Source organism: Candidatus Gastranaerophilales bacterium (assembly GCA_028693235.1).
Classification (GTDB): domain Bacteria; phylum Cyanobacteriota; class Vampirovibrionia; order Gastranaerophilales; family Gastranaerophilaceae; genus JAQUVW01.
The window spans coordinates 220,887-235,719 of sequence record JAQUVW010000002.1 but is presented as its reverse complement, the minus strand read 5'-3'; the positions used below and the strand labels follow the sequence as shown (position 1 = coordinate 235,719).

Below are 14,833 nucleotides of genomic sequence, written 5' to 3'. Positions count from 1 at the left end.
AATAAATTGATTTTTTGTAATTGTATTAAAATTATATCTCCATAGCTTTAATAATATCATCCAAGTTTGCAGATGTCTTTTTAACCTCTGCAGCTGAATATTTAATCGCACTATCAGGGTCTTTTAAGCCGTTTCCCGTCAAAATGCAAACGCATTTTGAACCTTTTTCAACAAGACCTTGAGAATGAGCTTTGATTAAACCGGCAACAGATGCAGCTGAAGCTGGTTCAGCCAATATACCTTCTGTTGAAGCGAGCATTTTGTATGCTGCAATAATTTCTTCATCAGTAACAGAATCAATTTTTCCTTTTGATAAATCACGAGCACGTTCTGCTTTTTCCCAGCTCGCAGGATTACCTATTCTTATAGCAGTTGCAATGGTTTCAGGATGTGTAATCCTTTCACCTTTTACAATAGCAGCAGCTCCAAGTGCCTCATAACCCATCATTTTTGGTAAATGAGTCGTCTTCTTTGCAACAAACCATTCTTCGTAGCCCTTGAAATAAGCTGTTATATTACCTGCATTCCCGACCGGAATAAAATGATAATCAGGAGCATCGCCAAGTGCTTCAACTATTTCAAATGCACCTGTTTTTTGCCCTTCAATTCTATATGGGTTTAAAGAATTTACAAGTGTAATCGGATAGTTATCAGAAATTTTCAAAACCATTTCCAAAGCTTCATCAAAATTGCCATCAATCGCAATGATTTGAGCCCCGTACATCATTGCTTGAGATAATTTACCAAGTGCAATATATCCGTCAGGAATAAGAACAAAAGTCTTCATGCCGGCCTTAGCTCCGTATGCAGCGGCAGCAGCACTCGTGTTACCTGTTGAAGCACAGATAATAGCTTTTGAACCTGCTTCAGCAGCTTTAGAAACAGCCATTGTCATACCTCTGTCTTTAAAGCTTCCTGTAGGATTTGAGCCTTCATATTTCAAGTATATATCTGCATCCAAACCGATTTTTTTTGCCAAATTATCAGCTTTAATCAAAGGGGTATTTCCTTCGTTAAGAGTAACTACAGGAGTCTTTTCAGATACCGGTAAAAATTCTCTGTATTTGTTAATTAAACCTTGATAATGATTTGCCATAATTTTATTCCTTTTAATTTTAATCCATAACTCTAATTAAACTGTTTATTTTGTTGATAGAACCTGATTTAAGCATAGCGTGAAGTGCATCTCTAACGTCAGATTCTTTGCTTTTTGCCGTAATAACAATGATTTCAGCTGTATTATCCTCTTTAACTCCGTTTTGAAGAATATTTGATAGGTTCAAATGATGTTGACCGCAAACCGTTCCGACAGTACCGATTACGCCCGGGGTATTTACAGCATTTAGTGAAATATAATATTTATTATAAGTATCTTTAATATCGAGTTGTTCAGCTTTTACTTCATGGTGACAACGCATCATCGGAAGCGGATAATCAGATTTATTAATTTCTATTGCAAGAGCTAAAATATCCCCGACAACAGAACTCGCCGTAGGCATTTCACCAGCCCCGGGTCCTGTAAACATAACTTCACCGACAGGGTGTCCTTTTAACATAACAGCATTTGTGACCCCATTTACATGAGCCAAAACAAGGTTTTTATCAACAAGCATTGGGTGAACTCTTACATCAACCTTATTATCTTCTGTGATTTTTGCAGTCGCAATCAACTTTATTTTGTATCCAAACTCACGAGCGAATTCAATATCTTGAGCAGAAATTTTTGTAATTCCTTCTCTATAGATTTTGTTGACATTAACTCTTTGATTAAAAGCAATTGTCGCCAAAGTTGTAATTTTGTACGCTGCATCAAATCCTTCAACATCACCTGTAGGGTCAGTTTCAGCATATCCTAAATTTTGTGCTTCTTTTAAAACTTCTGAATAAGAAACAGGAGCTTCGTCCATTTTTGTCAAAATATAATTAGTAGTTCCATTTAATATTGCAGAAATTTCATTAATTTTATTACCTGCAAGAATAGTTTTTATAGGCATTATAATTGGGATACCGCCCGCAATAGCTGCTTCATATAGAATAACTACATTATTTTCTTTTGCAACTTGAAAAAGTTCTTCGCCATGTTTTGCTAAAAGTTCTTTGTTTGCAGTAACAATATGCTTGCCGTTACGCATAGCCGTCTTAAGGATATCGAATGTAGGATTGATACCACCTACGACTTCCACAACCACATCAATTTTCGGGTCATTTGCTATCGTCATCGCATCATCAGTCAAAAGCGTTGTATCAAAATTTTCAATATTTCTTTTTTTATTAATATTTTTTACCGCAATTTTTTTGATACAAACCTGTTTAAAATCTTGTAATGTTTTGAACACACCTGTTCCAACAGTACCTAAACCGATTATGCCGATGTTAATTGTCTTCATAACTGCTCCTCGTAGCATTCTCACCCTTCTATTAAAGCATAAAACGACAATTTTTTCGACCCGAATAGAATATTTATAGTCTATTCAACGGACATCAGTCCCAAAAAGTACGTCCACCTTGTTTAACATTTTTGAAAGATTCATAATTCAACTTGCTTTGTGAAGCGAATGTATATCCACCGATTTCTTTCAACGCACCGAGGTTTGTAACTTGTGTGCCCTCAAAATTAGCATTGCCATTTATCTTTTTGATATGTTTAAACATTTCATTTTCACTTATACCCAAATCCTCGTATGTAAACTCTTTCGCGGCTTTTTGGAATTTTGCAAGTTCAAGCATTCCATCATCAAGCTCTTTAACTTCTATACCAGAGGAACGTAAAATGTTTGCATAATTTTTGTTTTGAATATCATCAGCTGAAATTTCTTTAGCAATATTCAATACATCTTGTCTGCGTTGAAGATTTTGAAATTCGCCTTCAAAACCACTTAAATTCTTTTCTTGAGCAAGAGTTTTTAAAGGCTCCAAATAACTCAAGCCAAAATTTGAATTATGATTTCTGTCACGAACCTCTGCAATTTTATCTTCGCCTTCTAAACGAACGGAAAGCTCGGGATTGTTTTTATCCATCAAAATGAAGAAATCACCGTTTTTAAGATATTTTGAAGCGAAATGCCCTTTTGTGCACCAAGCCTCGGCACTAATACAATTTATAATTTTAAGATTTTTATCGATATGCTCCGGGTCATGTTCAAAAGATGGAACCCTCACCCAATACATTCTTCCGTTGGTGGACTGGTCGGGAAATTTTTCTGCAGCATTGAGCATTTTTTGTTTAAGATTATGATTGTACTTTTTAGGAAAACTAATATTCGCTTTTGGATTTTTTTCTAAAATAACATCAATTTCGTTTAATGTTTTTTTCATAGATTCAGTATCAAAAAGCGGCGGGAAATTTTTCGTATCAGGATACAAATCTTTCGTTATAGAGTCCGCAACATACAAAGCTAAAGTTGGATGGTCCAACATAAATCTATCAGAAAACATATATTGGCGCCATTCCGTCAGTCTTTTTTCCCTTTCTTTAGAGTCAAGTTCGCTTTCACAAGGATAAGAATCGGGCTTCATTTTTTCCGACAAACTTGTTCTTGCCCAATCTTTAAAATCTTCCTGATCCTTGAACTTTTCCAAAGGTGCCTTGAAATAATTAGCACTTAAAAGCTGATATCCATCAAGTTTATTCTTTTTTATAGCACCAAAGGAAACCGTATCCGCATTAAGATTATATTGATACTTTAAATCTGAAGAAGGAGTCTGTTTTTGTCTAGCTCCTGAATTATAATTTTGTATTGGGGCAAAAGAAATTTTCATATATCCATGAAATAAGAACGTATTTATAATTGCCCTTAGCTAAACAAATTGTAATGAAATTTAATATTAAAAAATTTACATAATAATAAAAATTTGATTTAATACATTTGTGTTAAAACTCAGCAAATATCAAAAGGAACCGTTATGTCAAACGAATCTCGCCCGCAATGGACATCTAATATTTCATTTATAATAGCAACCATAGGAAGTGCCGTTGGCTTAGGCAACATTTGGCGTTTCCCTTATGTAATGGGACAAAATGGGGGTGCAATTTTTTTACTTGTATATTTAACTCTTATCTTTACTATTTGCATTATTCCTTTAATTTGTGAACTTTTATTAGGGAAAACTTATCAAAAAGATAACGTTGGTTCTTTCGGTTCTGTTAAGCCAAAGTTCAAAATATTTGGCTGGTTATGCTCAATAACAGCTATTTTAGTACCGGCATTTTATTTTGTTGTAGGGGGCTGGATACTCAATTATATATGGATTTATTTGATTAACACGCCGCCTGTTAATTACTCAGAATATTTTGGAACATTTGTTGCAAAACCATATTCGCCATTATTTTTTACTACACTTTTTATATTTTTGACCGCTTGGTTTCCGTTCAAAGGAGTTAATAAAGGTATTGAAAAAGCCAATAATATAATGATGCCGATATTTTTATTAATGTTACTGATACTGGCGATTACATCTTGCACACTTCCACATGCTAAAGAAGGGCTTGAATTTATGTTCAAACCTGATTTCACTAAAATAAATATAAAAATGATTTTACTTGCACTCGGACAATCTCTGTTCACGCTAAGCATAGGAATGGGTGCATTAGTGACTTATGGAAGCTACCTGTCTAAAAAAACTAACATTTTTAAATCTTCTTATATATTAATAATTTCAGACACTATAGTTGCTATTTTAGCAGGAATTATGATTTTTCCTGCAGTATTTTCTTTAGGACTTACCCCCACGGCAGGTGCTAGCCTTGTTTTTATAACACTTCCGAAAGTTTTTGCAAGCTTACCGTTTGGAAATTTTACTGCTATAACTTTTTTCATACTACTTTTTTTCGCTGCTATAACTTCCGGTATAAGTCTAATTGAAACACCTATTGCTACCTTTCATGAAAACTTTAAAATTTCTCGACAAAAAGCAACCGTGTTAATTTCCTCTATAATATTTTTATTATCTATTCCCGCAACTCTTTCTTTTGGAGTTCTTGATTTTCTAAAAATAGACGGAAAAACAATTTTTGACCTGTTAGATTTTGTAACCGCAAATATATTAATGCCACTAAACACAATCATAATCTGCATAGTAGTAGGTTGGTTTATGAAACCTGATTTCTATACAATGTTAAAAAACAAACCCCTTGCATATATATTTAATATAGGATTAAAATTTATCGTCCCGATTTTATTAATACTATTATTATTATTCGGCTTAAATATAATAAAACTTTAATGGGGTCGATTGCTTTAAACAAAGGAATTAAGAACCAAATTGCCCCTAAAAGCATGTGCCGATTGAATTTACATGATTTGAATATTTTTCGACTACATTTTTATACAAAAGTCTTTTTTACTTACTCTTACAAGGTTACGCAGAAATGTTAACCTTTGTAACGAAAAGACCCTTTGTTGAAATCAAGCATTTTAAAATGTTTTTATATAAATGTGAGATATAAAAAATATAAAAAAGATATAAGGAGTATTCTATGAACAATCTATCAATCGCAAAAGTCGGACCTCAATTCGGTTATGAAACAGCAGGTTCTGTAGCAATGAATCCGGCAGAAACAGCAGGTTCTGTAGCATTTGTAGGTGCAGAAACAGCAGGTTCTGTAGCAGCAGCTCCTTCAACAGGTGCTTCATCAGGCGGTTCTTCCGGTGGCGGTTCATTCAACGCAGTTGCATAACAACTTTTAATTTTCAACAAAAATGCCTTCTTTTATAAACAACAACAAACGGAGTAAATCATGAGCGATTTAAAATATACCAACTATATGTTGGTTAGTGCATTGATTTTAATATTGGTAACAAGCATATGTGTCATAAATTTCAACTTAGGTTGCAACGTAGAACTAGATACTCAAATAATCGCAGCATTTAATGCTTAATAAACTTGAAGGAAATACACAAAAAAGAGGACTGAAATCAGTCCTCTTTTCTTATTCCAATATTGTTAATTATGCTTGAGATTTAGCGTAACAATCTTTGCAATAAACTTCTTTTCCCGGGATAGGTTTGAAGGGAACTTTAGTTTCGCAACCACATTTAGAGCATGTCACATCATACATTTTTTTTCTGTTTTTTTGTCTTCTTGCTTTTCTGCATTCAGGACATCTCTTTGGTTTGTTGACAAGCCCTTTTTCAGCGTAGAATTCTTGTTCGCCTGTTGTAAAAACGAATTCACAACCGCAATCTTCGCAAATGAGCTTTTCTTCTTGGTACATTTTGGCTTTCTCCTTAATTGAGTTAAACTTCGTAAATAATTGGAAATAGGAATTAAGAGTTTAATTACTAAGTTTGTTATCTACTTTTTATATTGTAATTGTATTTTTAAAATTTCGCAAGAAAATAAAATAAATATTTCCTTTTAATACAAAAAATAGCCCGATTGGGTTGCCCAAAAAGTATAAAAATAACTATAATAATTTATAATAAAATATTACAAATGATAATTAACCGAGTTTATATGACTATTACAATAGAAAAATTCACCGTGAATACAAAAGGCTTTAACGACATAATCGATATCACGAACAAAATAAATACATTTGCGATGCGACAAAACGCAAAGAATTCAAATGTTTGTATATCAGTTATAGGAAGCACGGCAGCTATAACAACGATGGAATATGAACCGGGGTTAATTAGAGATTTACCGGAAATTTTAGAAAAAATAGCACCTGTTAACAAAGATTATTTTCACGACAACAAATGGCATGATGGCAATGGTTATGCCCATTTAAGAGCTTCATTAATAGGGAATTCTATAAATCTTCCGGTAGAAAACAATCATCTGCTACTCGGAAAATGGCAACAAGTTATTCTGCTTGATTTTGATAACAAGCCACGAACAAGACAAATTATAGTTCAATTTATAACATGATTGAGTTTGTAAATATTTGTAAAAATATTTACAAAAATTTACTCAATTTTGGAGAAAGCAATTCGTGTAAAGTTATGTAAAAATTAGCAAATACATGTCCTAACATGTAGCAATAACATGGATTTTCGGGAGTTTATTTTAATATAAGATATATTGTGTTCAATGAGGGAATTATGATAAAACCAATCGGCTCTTCTACCAATCAAGCGACTGCACTTGCTTTTAAGCAAAATGAAACTGAAGAAAAACAACCTTCAGTCCCACACGGCGACGAAGTAATAGTAACAAAAAGAGGCAAAACGCCTCCGCTTACTGCTGCAAGAATCACTGCTGATAAGTTTCAAAATGCAGTAACCGTATATCCTATCAAAGGCTTTAAAGGTAGTAAAAACGCAAATTTCTACGAATTTTTAACAATGGGAATGTGGCCTTATTTGACAGGTAGCTTAATGATGATGGCTACATCTAATCTTGTATCTAAACATTTCTCTCAAAATGCAGCTAAAAGTGCAGCTAAATTAGGCAAAAAGATGGCTCTTGGAGTTGTTTTATACGGAGCTGCTAAAAATTTATCTAAAAAATTAATCGAATTGCCGGTCAAAGCTAAATACGGCGTTGATATGAATTTGGCATATAAAAAACAAGTAAACGAACTCCCTGATTCAGTTGACGATAAAGATTTAATAAGCAATGAATACCACAAAGTATTCGAAAGTGTTGATTTCCCTCGCTGGGACTTACTTTATGATAACAAAAATTTCGGCGAAAATCGCAATAGTTACTACGATAAAGTAGCTAAGAAAATGGGCTACGGCGAAAATCTACAAGATTCAGACCAAATCGTTAAACCTAAAATTAAAGAATTGGTAACCAAAACAAGAACTTTCTCAACTCTTTCTTCATATTTATGGGCAGGAACTGCAGTTGCATTCGCAATGCAAAAACCTTGGGAAAATTTAAACATTGCCCATCTTAAAAACTTTAACAAAGGAACTATGTTCAGCAAGCCAATTGAAGAAACTATTAAGGCAAGCAGATTGACAAGAGGGCTAAAATCTATTGGAAAAACCGCAAAAGAAAGTGCCATTCAACTATGGCAAGGTGGCGAAAATAAAATTAAAACTTGGGGAATTGCAGGTAAAGCATTACTTCTTTCCGCAGTAGGCGTCACATTGCTCGGCAATATAATAACTTTAACAGACCCCGCCAAAAATGCTGCTAAAAAAGCAGCTTCTACCCCAATAATCGACGACAGCAAAGAAAAGGTGGTATGCTAAAATGACAGATTTACTTAATAACTATCTAAATCAAAATAAACAACAACCGGCATCTCAACCTTTACCGGCAATTAAAATTGACTTAAATACAGCCAATAAAATTAAACCGCTGGAAGGCAGAGGTCATATGCTTCCGAGCAGATTGTTCTCATCTCCTATTTCTTACGCTAAAGATTTAAAACAAGATATCGTAAATATTAAAAAAGGTGCTCAAGGTAAAGCTAATGACCACGAACTAGGCAGAATGAATGACTTGGCTATGAAAGCAGGTTCCTTAGGACTTGCAGCATATTTATTCGTAAAAAATCCTTTAAAACTTAAAAAAACAATGGAATTTGTAGGCTTTGGTTCTTTCTTTGCTTCTATGGCTTTATGGCCAAAACTCGCTATTCAAGCTCCTTTAAAAGCAAAATTCGGCGTTGATATTCACCAAAAATATGAAGACAGCTACGGCAGAAAAAAGACCTTCTTCCAAGATCCTCAATACGTTCCTTGGGATATGGTTTCTAAAGAAGATTTGAATAAAATGGGCGACAAAATGAAAGTCCCTACTGATATCAAAAACAGAGACGAAGTCATTAAACAAAAAGCTCAAAAAATAGCTGTTCAAGGAAATACTTTATGGATGGCAACAGCCGGTCTAGCTACTCCTTTGATGAGTGCTTTAGGCTGTAGCGTTGCTGAAAAAGCTATTGGAAAAGCTCAACAAAACGCAAGTTTGTCAAAGGCTGAAAAAGCACTTGATAAACATATAGAAGCATTTACTCCTGATTTAGTTTCAAAAGCTACTCAATCAACATACGTAGCTCACGATAAAGATGCCGCAAAAGCACTTGATGCAATATTTACAAAATCAAACTCTGAACAATTAACACCTGACATGATTAGAAAAATCTCAAAAATCATCAACTCAGATTCTGACATTGCACTAGGCGATGCTATTGAGAAAGAACTTTCTCAAATGGCAAAATCTTCTGTAAAAGTAAATGACGGTTTGATTGCAACTTTAAGCCAAAACAAAGCATTAAAAGGCTTTACTGCTGAACAAATCAAAAATGCAATGGGCGACATAACAGAAATGACACCTGAAACCACTTCTGTAATATCTAAAAATCTTGCAAGCTTAATTCCAAGCACATCAAAAGCTGTTGATGCAGAAGAAGCTGTTGAAATTTTGACAGATGTATTTAACAGTGCAGCTTCTGAACCTGTCGGCAAAGACTTCGCCCAAAGATTATTTATGAACAACAGCAGTGATTTCAAAGTTTTGGGAATGAACAAAGAAGCTGTTGAAAACTTTATCAAATCACAAGGTGAAGGATTTAAAATAACTACAGAAAATGCTGAAGCTTTAGCTAAAAAATTAAGCGGTTCTTTAGGTCAAAGCAATATACTTGAACTTGAAAGAAACCAAAAATCAATAAGTGACGCAATTGAAGCAACTATAAAAGGACAAAGCGGCACAACTGTTGGAGAAGCTAAATCAGGCATTAAAAAATTATTCCAAATGGTTGATGGTTTCAACTTCAACAAAAAACCTTTAGATAAATATATCAGTGTAAATGTAGGCGACCAAGCAGAAACATTCATTGCAAACCAATGGGGCAAAGTAAATAACCAATTCTTAAAATCAATTGGTATTAAAGGAAAAGACTTAGAAATAGCCAAACTTGGCAATAACCAATCAGTCGCTTTGATTGATACAAAGCTTAAAAAATTAGCTGAAAACCCTGAACAATACAAAAAGGCAATGAGTGAACTTTCTGAATCAATAGCAGAATACGACAAACAATTATCAAAAGGGCTTCAAGATAAAATAGGCACTGCGGTTGATACAATATACAACCCAACAGCAAAAAGCTTCCAAAAAGAAGGCTTCTCTAATATTGCACAATTCTTTACAGGCAAAATTACAGGATTTAAAGAAGCAAAATCAGGTGAAGCTTGGAATGCTGACTATGCAGCAAGAAAATTTGAAGAAGGCTTATCTCAAACACTTGCAGGTTCTGCAAAACATTCTGCAAAATCATACGTAGATTCAAGAATTATGGGAGCAAGAGCTTCTATGTACCGTATGGTTCAAACTATGGATTTATATAAAAGAATGGCTGACGGAACTTTTGACAAGCAACTTCTAGCTCAATACGGTAGTGAAAATCTGGTTGAATTAGTTCAAAAGAAAAAAGATATGCTCAATACTGAGCTAAAAAATATTATCGACAATAATGGCCTTCACCCAGGCAAAATTGGTTGGTTGGAACAAAATTTTGATTCTCCAAACTTGCGTTCTATCATAGAAAATGAAATGAATGGTCATATCAATAATGAATTAAAAGGTACATTGGCTAAAAATTTAGAGAACATTAAATCAGGAAAAGAAAGCCTCGACTTGGATAATATCCGAAAACTTTTCAAAAATGCAGATGTTCCAAAACTTGAGAATGAAGTAAGCGAAGAACTTATTAGTGGCATCAGAGAATTAGCTGAGCAATATAACGCAAAAAAAATAGATTTTCATACATTTGCCGATACTGCGGCTAAAAAAACTGATGAAGTGGGCTCTGCTCTATTAAAATCAATGCTAAACATTTTTGACAAAGCTGATGGACTTATCCCTAAATCCATTGCCGAACTACAAAAAAGCGGAATGACAGTTGCTGAATACACAAAAATTGCGACCAAAAAATCTGTAGAAGCAATGCTTTCATACAAAATAACAGACTACACAGAAAAATTAAATAACGTAGGACCAGCAGCATATAAAGGTGTTATTGATGTTATGTTTGGTCAACCTGTTGATAGTGCAACTAAAACCGTACTTGACGAAAAAAATATTCTACAAAACTTTGACTCATATAGAAAAGAATTCATTGACAAAGTTGCAAATTCTGACTACTGGTACAAACCGCACCATGTTTTAAACGGTGTTAACCAATCTGCAAATAGCTCTTGGCGACATATTCTTGTAGGTTCTTCTATCGAAGATATGGTCAACAAAGCTGCAAACAATGCTTTCAACACAAATAAATGGATGAAGACTTTCGGCATTGCAGGTATTGCCTTAGTTGGAACTACATTGCTCGCTCAACAGTTCTTTGGTAAAATGAAAAATGAAGACGTCTACGCTGGAGAAAAGAAATAATGACTAACATAATGAATCAATATTTAAATGTAAACTCAAATGCAGTCGGAGCTAAGCCGGTTTCTAACTATGAACCTCCAAAAGCTAATGACGCTCAACCGAGAGAAGTTGAACCTAAAAATTCAAACATTCTTGAAAAATATTTAAATCAAGCTGCTATTAACGCCAATGTTAAAGTCGCAGCTGTTGATGGCAAAAAAACAGAAAATGTTGCTTGGCACAATGATTTAAGATCTTTATTTAAAAATAACGAAGCAGTTATTATGGGTATAATTCCAAGAACCTTCAATGCTAAAGATAAAGAAGGCAACCAGCTAATAAGAGGAAATGACGAGCAAGGTACTTTCGTCAATGCCGTTGGCAAACTTGATGAAATGAAAAAGTTGGGAATTAATACTCTTCACGTTCTTCCAATTAACCCTCCCGGAATTGAAAACGCTATGGGTACAGCCGGTTCACTATATGCACCTCAAGATTTCTTGAAAATCGACCCTGCATTAGATGACAAAAACGATCCTCGCAGCGTTGAAGAAGAACTTAAAGGATTTATCCAAGAAGCTCACAAACGTGGCATTCACGTAATGCTTGATTTGCCTAGTTGTGCATCTTACGATTTATTCCAACAACATCCTGAGTTAATGGCTTTTGAAAGAAACGGATTAGCAAAAACTCCTCAAGGTTGGAATGATATCAGAATGTTCAATCCTTGGAAAGATGAAACAAAAAAAGAATTAAATCCTGAATTAGTTGATTTACACAAAAAATTTGTTGATATGTGCGTAGACTACGGATTTGACGGTATTCGTTCAGACGTAGCAAGAACTAAACCAACAGAATTTTGGGATATTATCATTCCTTATTCAAGACAAAAAGACCCTGAATTTGCATGGTTAGCTGAAAGCTACACATACGAAGACGCTTCACCTCAATTAAACATGAATTATGACAGACCTGAAGATTGCCTACGTGCAGGATTTGACAGCTATTACGGTCAATATCATATTTTCCACGAATGGACAAAAGCAAGCGAATTGACAAATTATGTAAAAGAAAATTTGCAAATGTCACAAGGACTTGAAAAAGGTAAATCTTTAATCGGTTCTTTCGGCACACACGATGACATATCTTTAATGTTCAGCGGTGGACCTAAATTCATCAACCTTGTATCAGGCTTGCAAGCCACATTACCTATGACAAACCCATATTATATGGATGGCTACCAATCAGGTGATGATTATTTGTATGACTTTGAAGGTCAAACTGATACTCAAACAAACACTAAAAACCATGAATGCACAGTTCATAAAGGAAGACCTGATATCTTCAATTTCTCAAGACCGCTTGTCGGCAAACATCCTGAAGTCGGTGATTTCATGGAAGCATCACTAAAAATGAGAGCTGATCACAAAGATGTTATCACTCACGGTTCATTTATTCCTTTGAAAGTTGAAAATGACCCTAATGACCAAGTTATCGCTTTTGCAAGACACTTAAACGGCAAAACTCTTGTTGTCGTTGCAAACAGAAATATCAATGAAAGACAAAAAGGAAGCGTCAATATCCCCGGATTGAGCGGAAATAAAAAACTTCAAAATTTACTTCCTACCTATGGAGATAACAGCGAAGTCCAAGCTCAAGACGGAAAAATCAATGTGGACTTGGGTGCTGCCAGAATCCATGTATTTGAAGTAAATACACCCGATATCGAAAAATCAGGACTTGAAGTTCTTAAACAAAATTTATAATAATCAAAAATAAAATAACCTGTAAAATAAAAATAAGTGAGCAAAAAATGAATATTTCTTCTACTACACCTGCATTAATGACAAACTATGTTTCTCGCCCTAAATTCAAAGGCGAACAATCAACTAAGCAATCGAGTGAAACTTCTAAAAAAAGTTTTGAGCTTTCAGATTTTCAAAAATCTGTATTGAAAATCGCTTCTATTGCAGTTCCTCTATTTATTTTCGGTACAAGATTTATTCAAAGTTGCATCAGAAAAAATCTCAACGTTGGAATGATAGAAAAACCTGTTGAACCAAAAAAGATAACGCAAAAAATTATAGATAAAATTGAAAAATCTTCGTATAAAATTTTAACTGCTTAACTTATGAGTTAATTTTAACGCCTGAGCTTGTGCCAAGTCTTACCGCACCAGCTTCAATTAAGGCTATTGCTTTTTCTTTATCACGAATACCGCCAGAAGCTTTTACTTGCAAGCCTTTAGCACTTACAACATTACTCATTATTTGAACATCATCAACTTTTGCACCAACACCATTTTTAACAAATCCTGTTGATGTTTTTACGAAGTCAGCTTTGGCATCGATTGCTACTTCACACGCTTTAATTATTTCATCTTCATCAAGCAAATCTGTTTCCAAAATCACTTTTAGGATATGTCCGATAGTCGCAGACCTTACAGCTTCGATATCTTTTTTAACAAAATCCCAATCTTTATTTTTAACACCTTGGATTGAAATAACCATATCAATTTCATCGGCACCGTCTTCGATAGCTTTTTTGGCTTCAAAAGCTTTAACTTCAGGCAGTGAAGCTCCTAGAGGGAAACCTACAACCGTAACAACTTCAACGTTGGTTGCATTTAAGTATGATTTTGCCATTTTTACATTTACAGGATTTACGCATACGCCTTTAAACTTATGGTTTTTTGCTTCTTCAAAAAGTTTTTTCAAATCTTCGTTGGTTGCATCAGGCTTTAAAAGTGTATGTTCAATATATTCTGCTAAATTCATAACAAATCTCTCCCGTTTTTTATTTAATTCCCTCTAATATTCCCGTAGTTTTAAACTTCTTTGGGGAATGATATTCTATGTGTTTTTTCAACAGATTAAAACAAAAATCGCAAATTCTTTCTGTTGCCAAATCATCATAGCGTGTTTTTTGATTAAAGTCCAAAGATTGCAAAGTCTTAAGAAAGTCTTTTATTTTGTAGTGGAATTTTATTGCATTGACACTTGTAGAACGGCAATTGGAGCAGATTAAGCCGCCGTGTTCAAACGCAAAATACAAATTTTCTTCGCCTAATTTTTCGCCACATTTTGAACAAGAATCAAGCTCCAAAGAATACCCTGAGAGATACATCATTTTAAGTTGAAACCTTAAGACGGAAAGCAGAATATCCTCTTTTTTTGTAGTAGCAGCAAGGGTATTTAAAAAATTATAAAACAAATCATAGACTTCGAAGCTGTTTGGGTCATTTTCAATGCCGAAATTGTTGACAATTTCAGAGCAATACATAGAATAAAAAAGCTTATCCATATCCTGCCTAAGGTTTAAAAACGTATTTAAAGCCTCTGCCTGACAAATAGTATCGAGATTTTTTCCTTTATGAAGCATCAATTTATTAGCAACGAGCATATCCATACGTGCACCGAGTTTGCTTGTAGGCTTTTTGGTTCCTTTTGCAACACCTTTTATAAGCCCTTTTTCTTTTGAATACATAACGACAATTTTGTCAGCTTCACTCAAATTGTATGACCTTAAATTAATTGCATCTGTAACAAAATTTTGAGCCATA

The 14,833-nt window shown here is 34.2% G+C and carries 14 protein-coding genes; 8 read left to right on the top strand and 6 right to left on the bottom strand.

Features of this window, described 5'->3' with window-relative positions; all coding sequences use genetic code 11:
* Window positions 1–31 precede the first annotated feature (31 nt).
* The 3 genes from thrC to PHV37_04235 form a co-directional block, all read right to left on the bottom strand.
* Window positions 32–1,096, bottom strand: a complete 1,065-nt coding sequence (thrC, locus tag PHV37_04245; GenBank protein MDD3237288.1) for a threonine synthase — start codon at window positions 1,094–1,096, stop codon at window positions 32–34.
* Between the two features lie 19 nt (window positions 1,097–1,115).
* Window positions 1,116–2,387 carry a homoserine dehydrogenase gene (locus tag PHV37_04240; GenBank protein ID MDD3237287.1) on the bottom strand — a complete coding sequence of 424 codons (1,272 nt, stop codon included), beginning with the start codon at window positions 2,385–2,387 and terminating at the stop codon, window positions 1,116–1,118.
* A gap of 94 nt (window positions 2,388–2,481) precedes the next feature.
* Complete coding sequence (locus tag PHV37_04235; GenBank protein ID MDD3237286.1) at window positions 2,482–3,759, bottom strand: hypothetical protein; 1,278 nt, start codon at window positions 3,757–3,759, stop codon at window positions 2,482–2,484.
* A 144-nt stretch (window positions 3,760–3,903) separates the two neighbouring features.
* Here PHV37_04235 and PHV37_04230 point away from each other — a divergent pair, with 144 nt between their 5' ends.
* The 3 genes from PHV37_04230 to PHV37_04220 all read left to right on the top strand — a co-directional run bounded on the left by PHV37_04230 (window position 3,904) and on the right by PHV37_04220 (window position 5,878).
* On the top strand, window positions 3,904–5,223 hold the full coding sequence (locus PHV37_04230) for a sodium-dependent transporter (GenBank protein ID MDD3237285.1): 1,320 nt from the start codon (window positions 3,904–3,906) through the stop codon (window positions 5,221–5,223).
* A gap of 253 nt (window positions 5,224–5,476) precedes the next feature.
* The gene (locus tag PHV37_04225) at window positions 5,477–5,677 is read left to right on the top strand and encodes a hypothetical protein (protein ID MDD3237284.1); all 201 of its coding nucleotides are present in this window, start codon (window positions 5,477–5,479) and stop codon (window positions 5,675–5,677) included.
* 60 nt (window positions 5,678–5,737) lie between these two features.
* The gene (locus tag PHV37_04220) at window positions 5,738–5,878 is read left to right on the top strand and encodes a hypothetical protein (protein ID MDD3237283.1); all 141 of its coding nucleotides are present in this window, start codon (window positions 5,738–5,740) and stop codon (window positions 5,876–5,878) included.
* Between the two features lie 69 nt (window positions 5,879–5,947).
* On the opposite strand, the gene PHV37_04215 is transcribed toward PHV37_04220, so the two are convergent.
* Window positions 5,948–6,214: a zinc-ribbon domain containing protein gene (locus PHV37_04215; protein ID MDD3237282.1), complete on the bottom strand. Its 267-nt coding sequence runs from the start codon at window positions 6,212–6,214 to the stop codon at window positions 5,948–5,950.
* 221 nt (window positions 6,215–6,435) lie between these two features.
* Between PHV37_04215 and PHV37_04210 the strand changes: the two genes are divergently transcribed.
* The 5 genes from PHV37_04210 to PHV37_04190 all read left to right on the top strand — a co-directional run bounded on the left by PHV37_04210 (window position 6,436) and on the right by PHV37_04190 (window position 13,399).
* Window positions 6,436–6,873 (top strand): secondary thiamine-phosphate synthase enzyme YjbQ, encoded by a 438-nt coding sequence (locus PHV37_04210; GenBank protein MDD3237281.1) that lies wholly within the window; start codon window positions 6,436–6,438, stop codon window positions 6,871–6,873.
* A 173-nt stretch (window positions 6,874–7,046) separates the two neighbouring features.
* Entirely contained in the window at window positions 7,047–8,150 is a 1,104-nt protein-coding gene (locus tag PHV37_04205) for a hypothetical protein (protein MDD3237280.1), read from the top strand.
* 1 nt (window position 8,151) lies between these two features.
* Window positions 8,152–11,292 carry a hypothetical protein gene (locus tag PHV37_04200; GenBank protein MDD3237279.1) on the top strand — a complete coding sequence of 1,047 codons (3,141 nt, stop codon included), beginning with the start codon at window positions 8,152–8,154 and terminating at the stop codon, window positions 11,290–11,292.
* Entirely contained in the window at window positions 11,292–13,037 is a 1,746-nt protein-coding gene (locus PHV37_04195; GenBank protein ID MDD3237278.1) for a hypothetical protein, read from the top strand. Before PHV37_04200 ends, PHV37_04195 begins: the two co-directional genes overlap by 1 nt.
* 47 nt (window positions 13,038–13,084) lie before the next feature.
* The gene (locus PHV37_04190) at window positions 13,085–13,399 is read left to right on the top strand and encodes a hypothetical protein (GenBank protein ID MDD3237277.1); all 315 of its coding nucleotides are present in this window, start codon (window positions 13,085–13,087) and stop codon (window positions 13,397–13,399) included.
* 1 nt (window position 13,400) lies between these two features.
* On the opposite strand, the gene deoC is transcribed toward PHV37_04190, so the two are convergent.
* On the bottom strand, window positions 13,401–14,048 hold the full coding sequence (deoC, locus tag PHV37_04185) for a deoxyribose-phosphate aldolase (GenBank protein ID MDD3237276.1): 648 nt from the start codon (window positions 14,046–14,048) through the stop codon (window positions 13,401–13,403).
* 19 nt (window positions 14,049–14,067) lie between these two features.
* Window positions 14,068–14,832 (bottom strand): DNA repair protein RecO, encoded by a 765-nt coding sequence (recO, locus tag PHV37_04180; protein ID MDD3237275.1) that lies wholly within the window; start codon window positions 14,830–14,832, stop codon window positions 14,068–14,070.
* Window position 14,833 lies beyond the last annotated feature (1 nt).

What these genes read in the sequence shown, in the direction of transcription:
- thrC (MDD3237288.1), bottom strand. Translation starts at nt 1,096, where the DNA reads ATGGCAAATCATTATCAAGGTTTAATTAACAAATACAGAGAATTTTTA.
- PHV37_04240 (MDD3237287.1), bottom strand. Translation starts at nt 2,387, where the DNA reads ATGAAGACAATTAACATCGGCATAATCGGTTTAGGTACTGTTGGAACA.
- PHV37_04235 (MDD3237286.1), bottom strand. Translation starts at nt 3,759, where the DNA reads ATGAAAATTTCTTTTGCCCCAATACAAAATTATAATTCAGGAGCTAGA.
- PHV37_04230 (MDD3237285.1), top strand. Translation starts at nt 3,904, where the DNA reads ATGTCAAACGAATCTCGCCCGCAATGGACATCTAATATTTCATTTATA.
- PHV37_04225 (MDD3237284.1), top strand. Translation starts at nt 5,477, where the DNA reads ATGAACAATCTATCAATCGCAAAAGTCGGACCTCAATTCGGTTATGAA.
- PHV37_04220 (MDD3237283.1), top strand. Translation starts at nt 5,738, where the DNA reads ATGAGCGATTTAAAATATACCAACTATATGTTGGTTAGTGCATTGATT.
- PHV37_04215 (MDD3237282.1), bottom strand. Translation starts at nt 6,214, where the DNA reads ATGTACCAAGAAGAAAAGCTCATTTGCGAAGATTGCGGTTGTGAATTC.
- PHV37_04210 (MDD3237281.1), top strand. Translation starts at nt 6,436, where the DNA reads ATGATAATTAACCGAGTTTATATGACTATTACAATAGAAAAATTCACC.
- PHV37_04205 (MDD3237280.1), top strand. Translation starts at nt 7,047, where the DNA reads ATGATAAAACCAATCGGCTCTTCTACCAATCAAGCGACTGCACTTGCT.
- PHV37_04200 (MDD3237279.1), top strand. Translation starts at nt 8,152, where the DNA reads ATGACAGATTTACTTAATAACTATCTAAATCAAAATAAACAACAACCG.
- PHV37_04195 (MDD3237278.1), top strand. Translation starts at nt 11,292, where the DNA reads ATGACTAACATAATGAATCAATATTTAAATGTAAACTCAAATGCAGTC.
- PHV37_04190 (MDD3237277.1), top strand. Translation starts at nt 13,085, where the DNA reads ATGAATATTTCTTCTACTACACCTGCATTAATGACAAACTATGTTTCT.
- deoC (MDD3237276.1), bottom strand. Translation starts at nt 14,048, where the DNA reads ATGAATTTAGCAGAATATATTGAACATACACTTTTAAAGCCTGATGCA.
- recO (MDD3237275.1), bottom strand. Translation starts at nt 14,832, where the DNA reads ATGGCTCAAAATTTTGTTACAGATGCAATTAATTTAAGGTCATACAAT.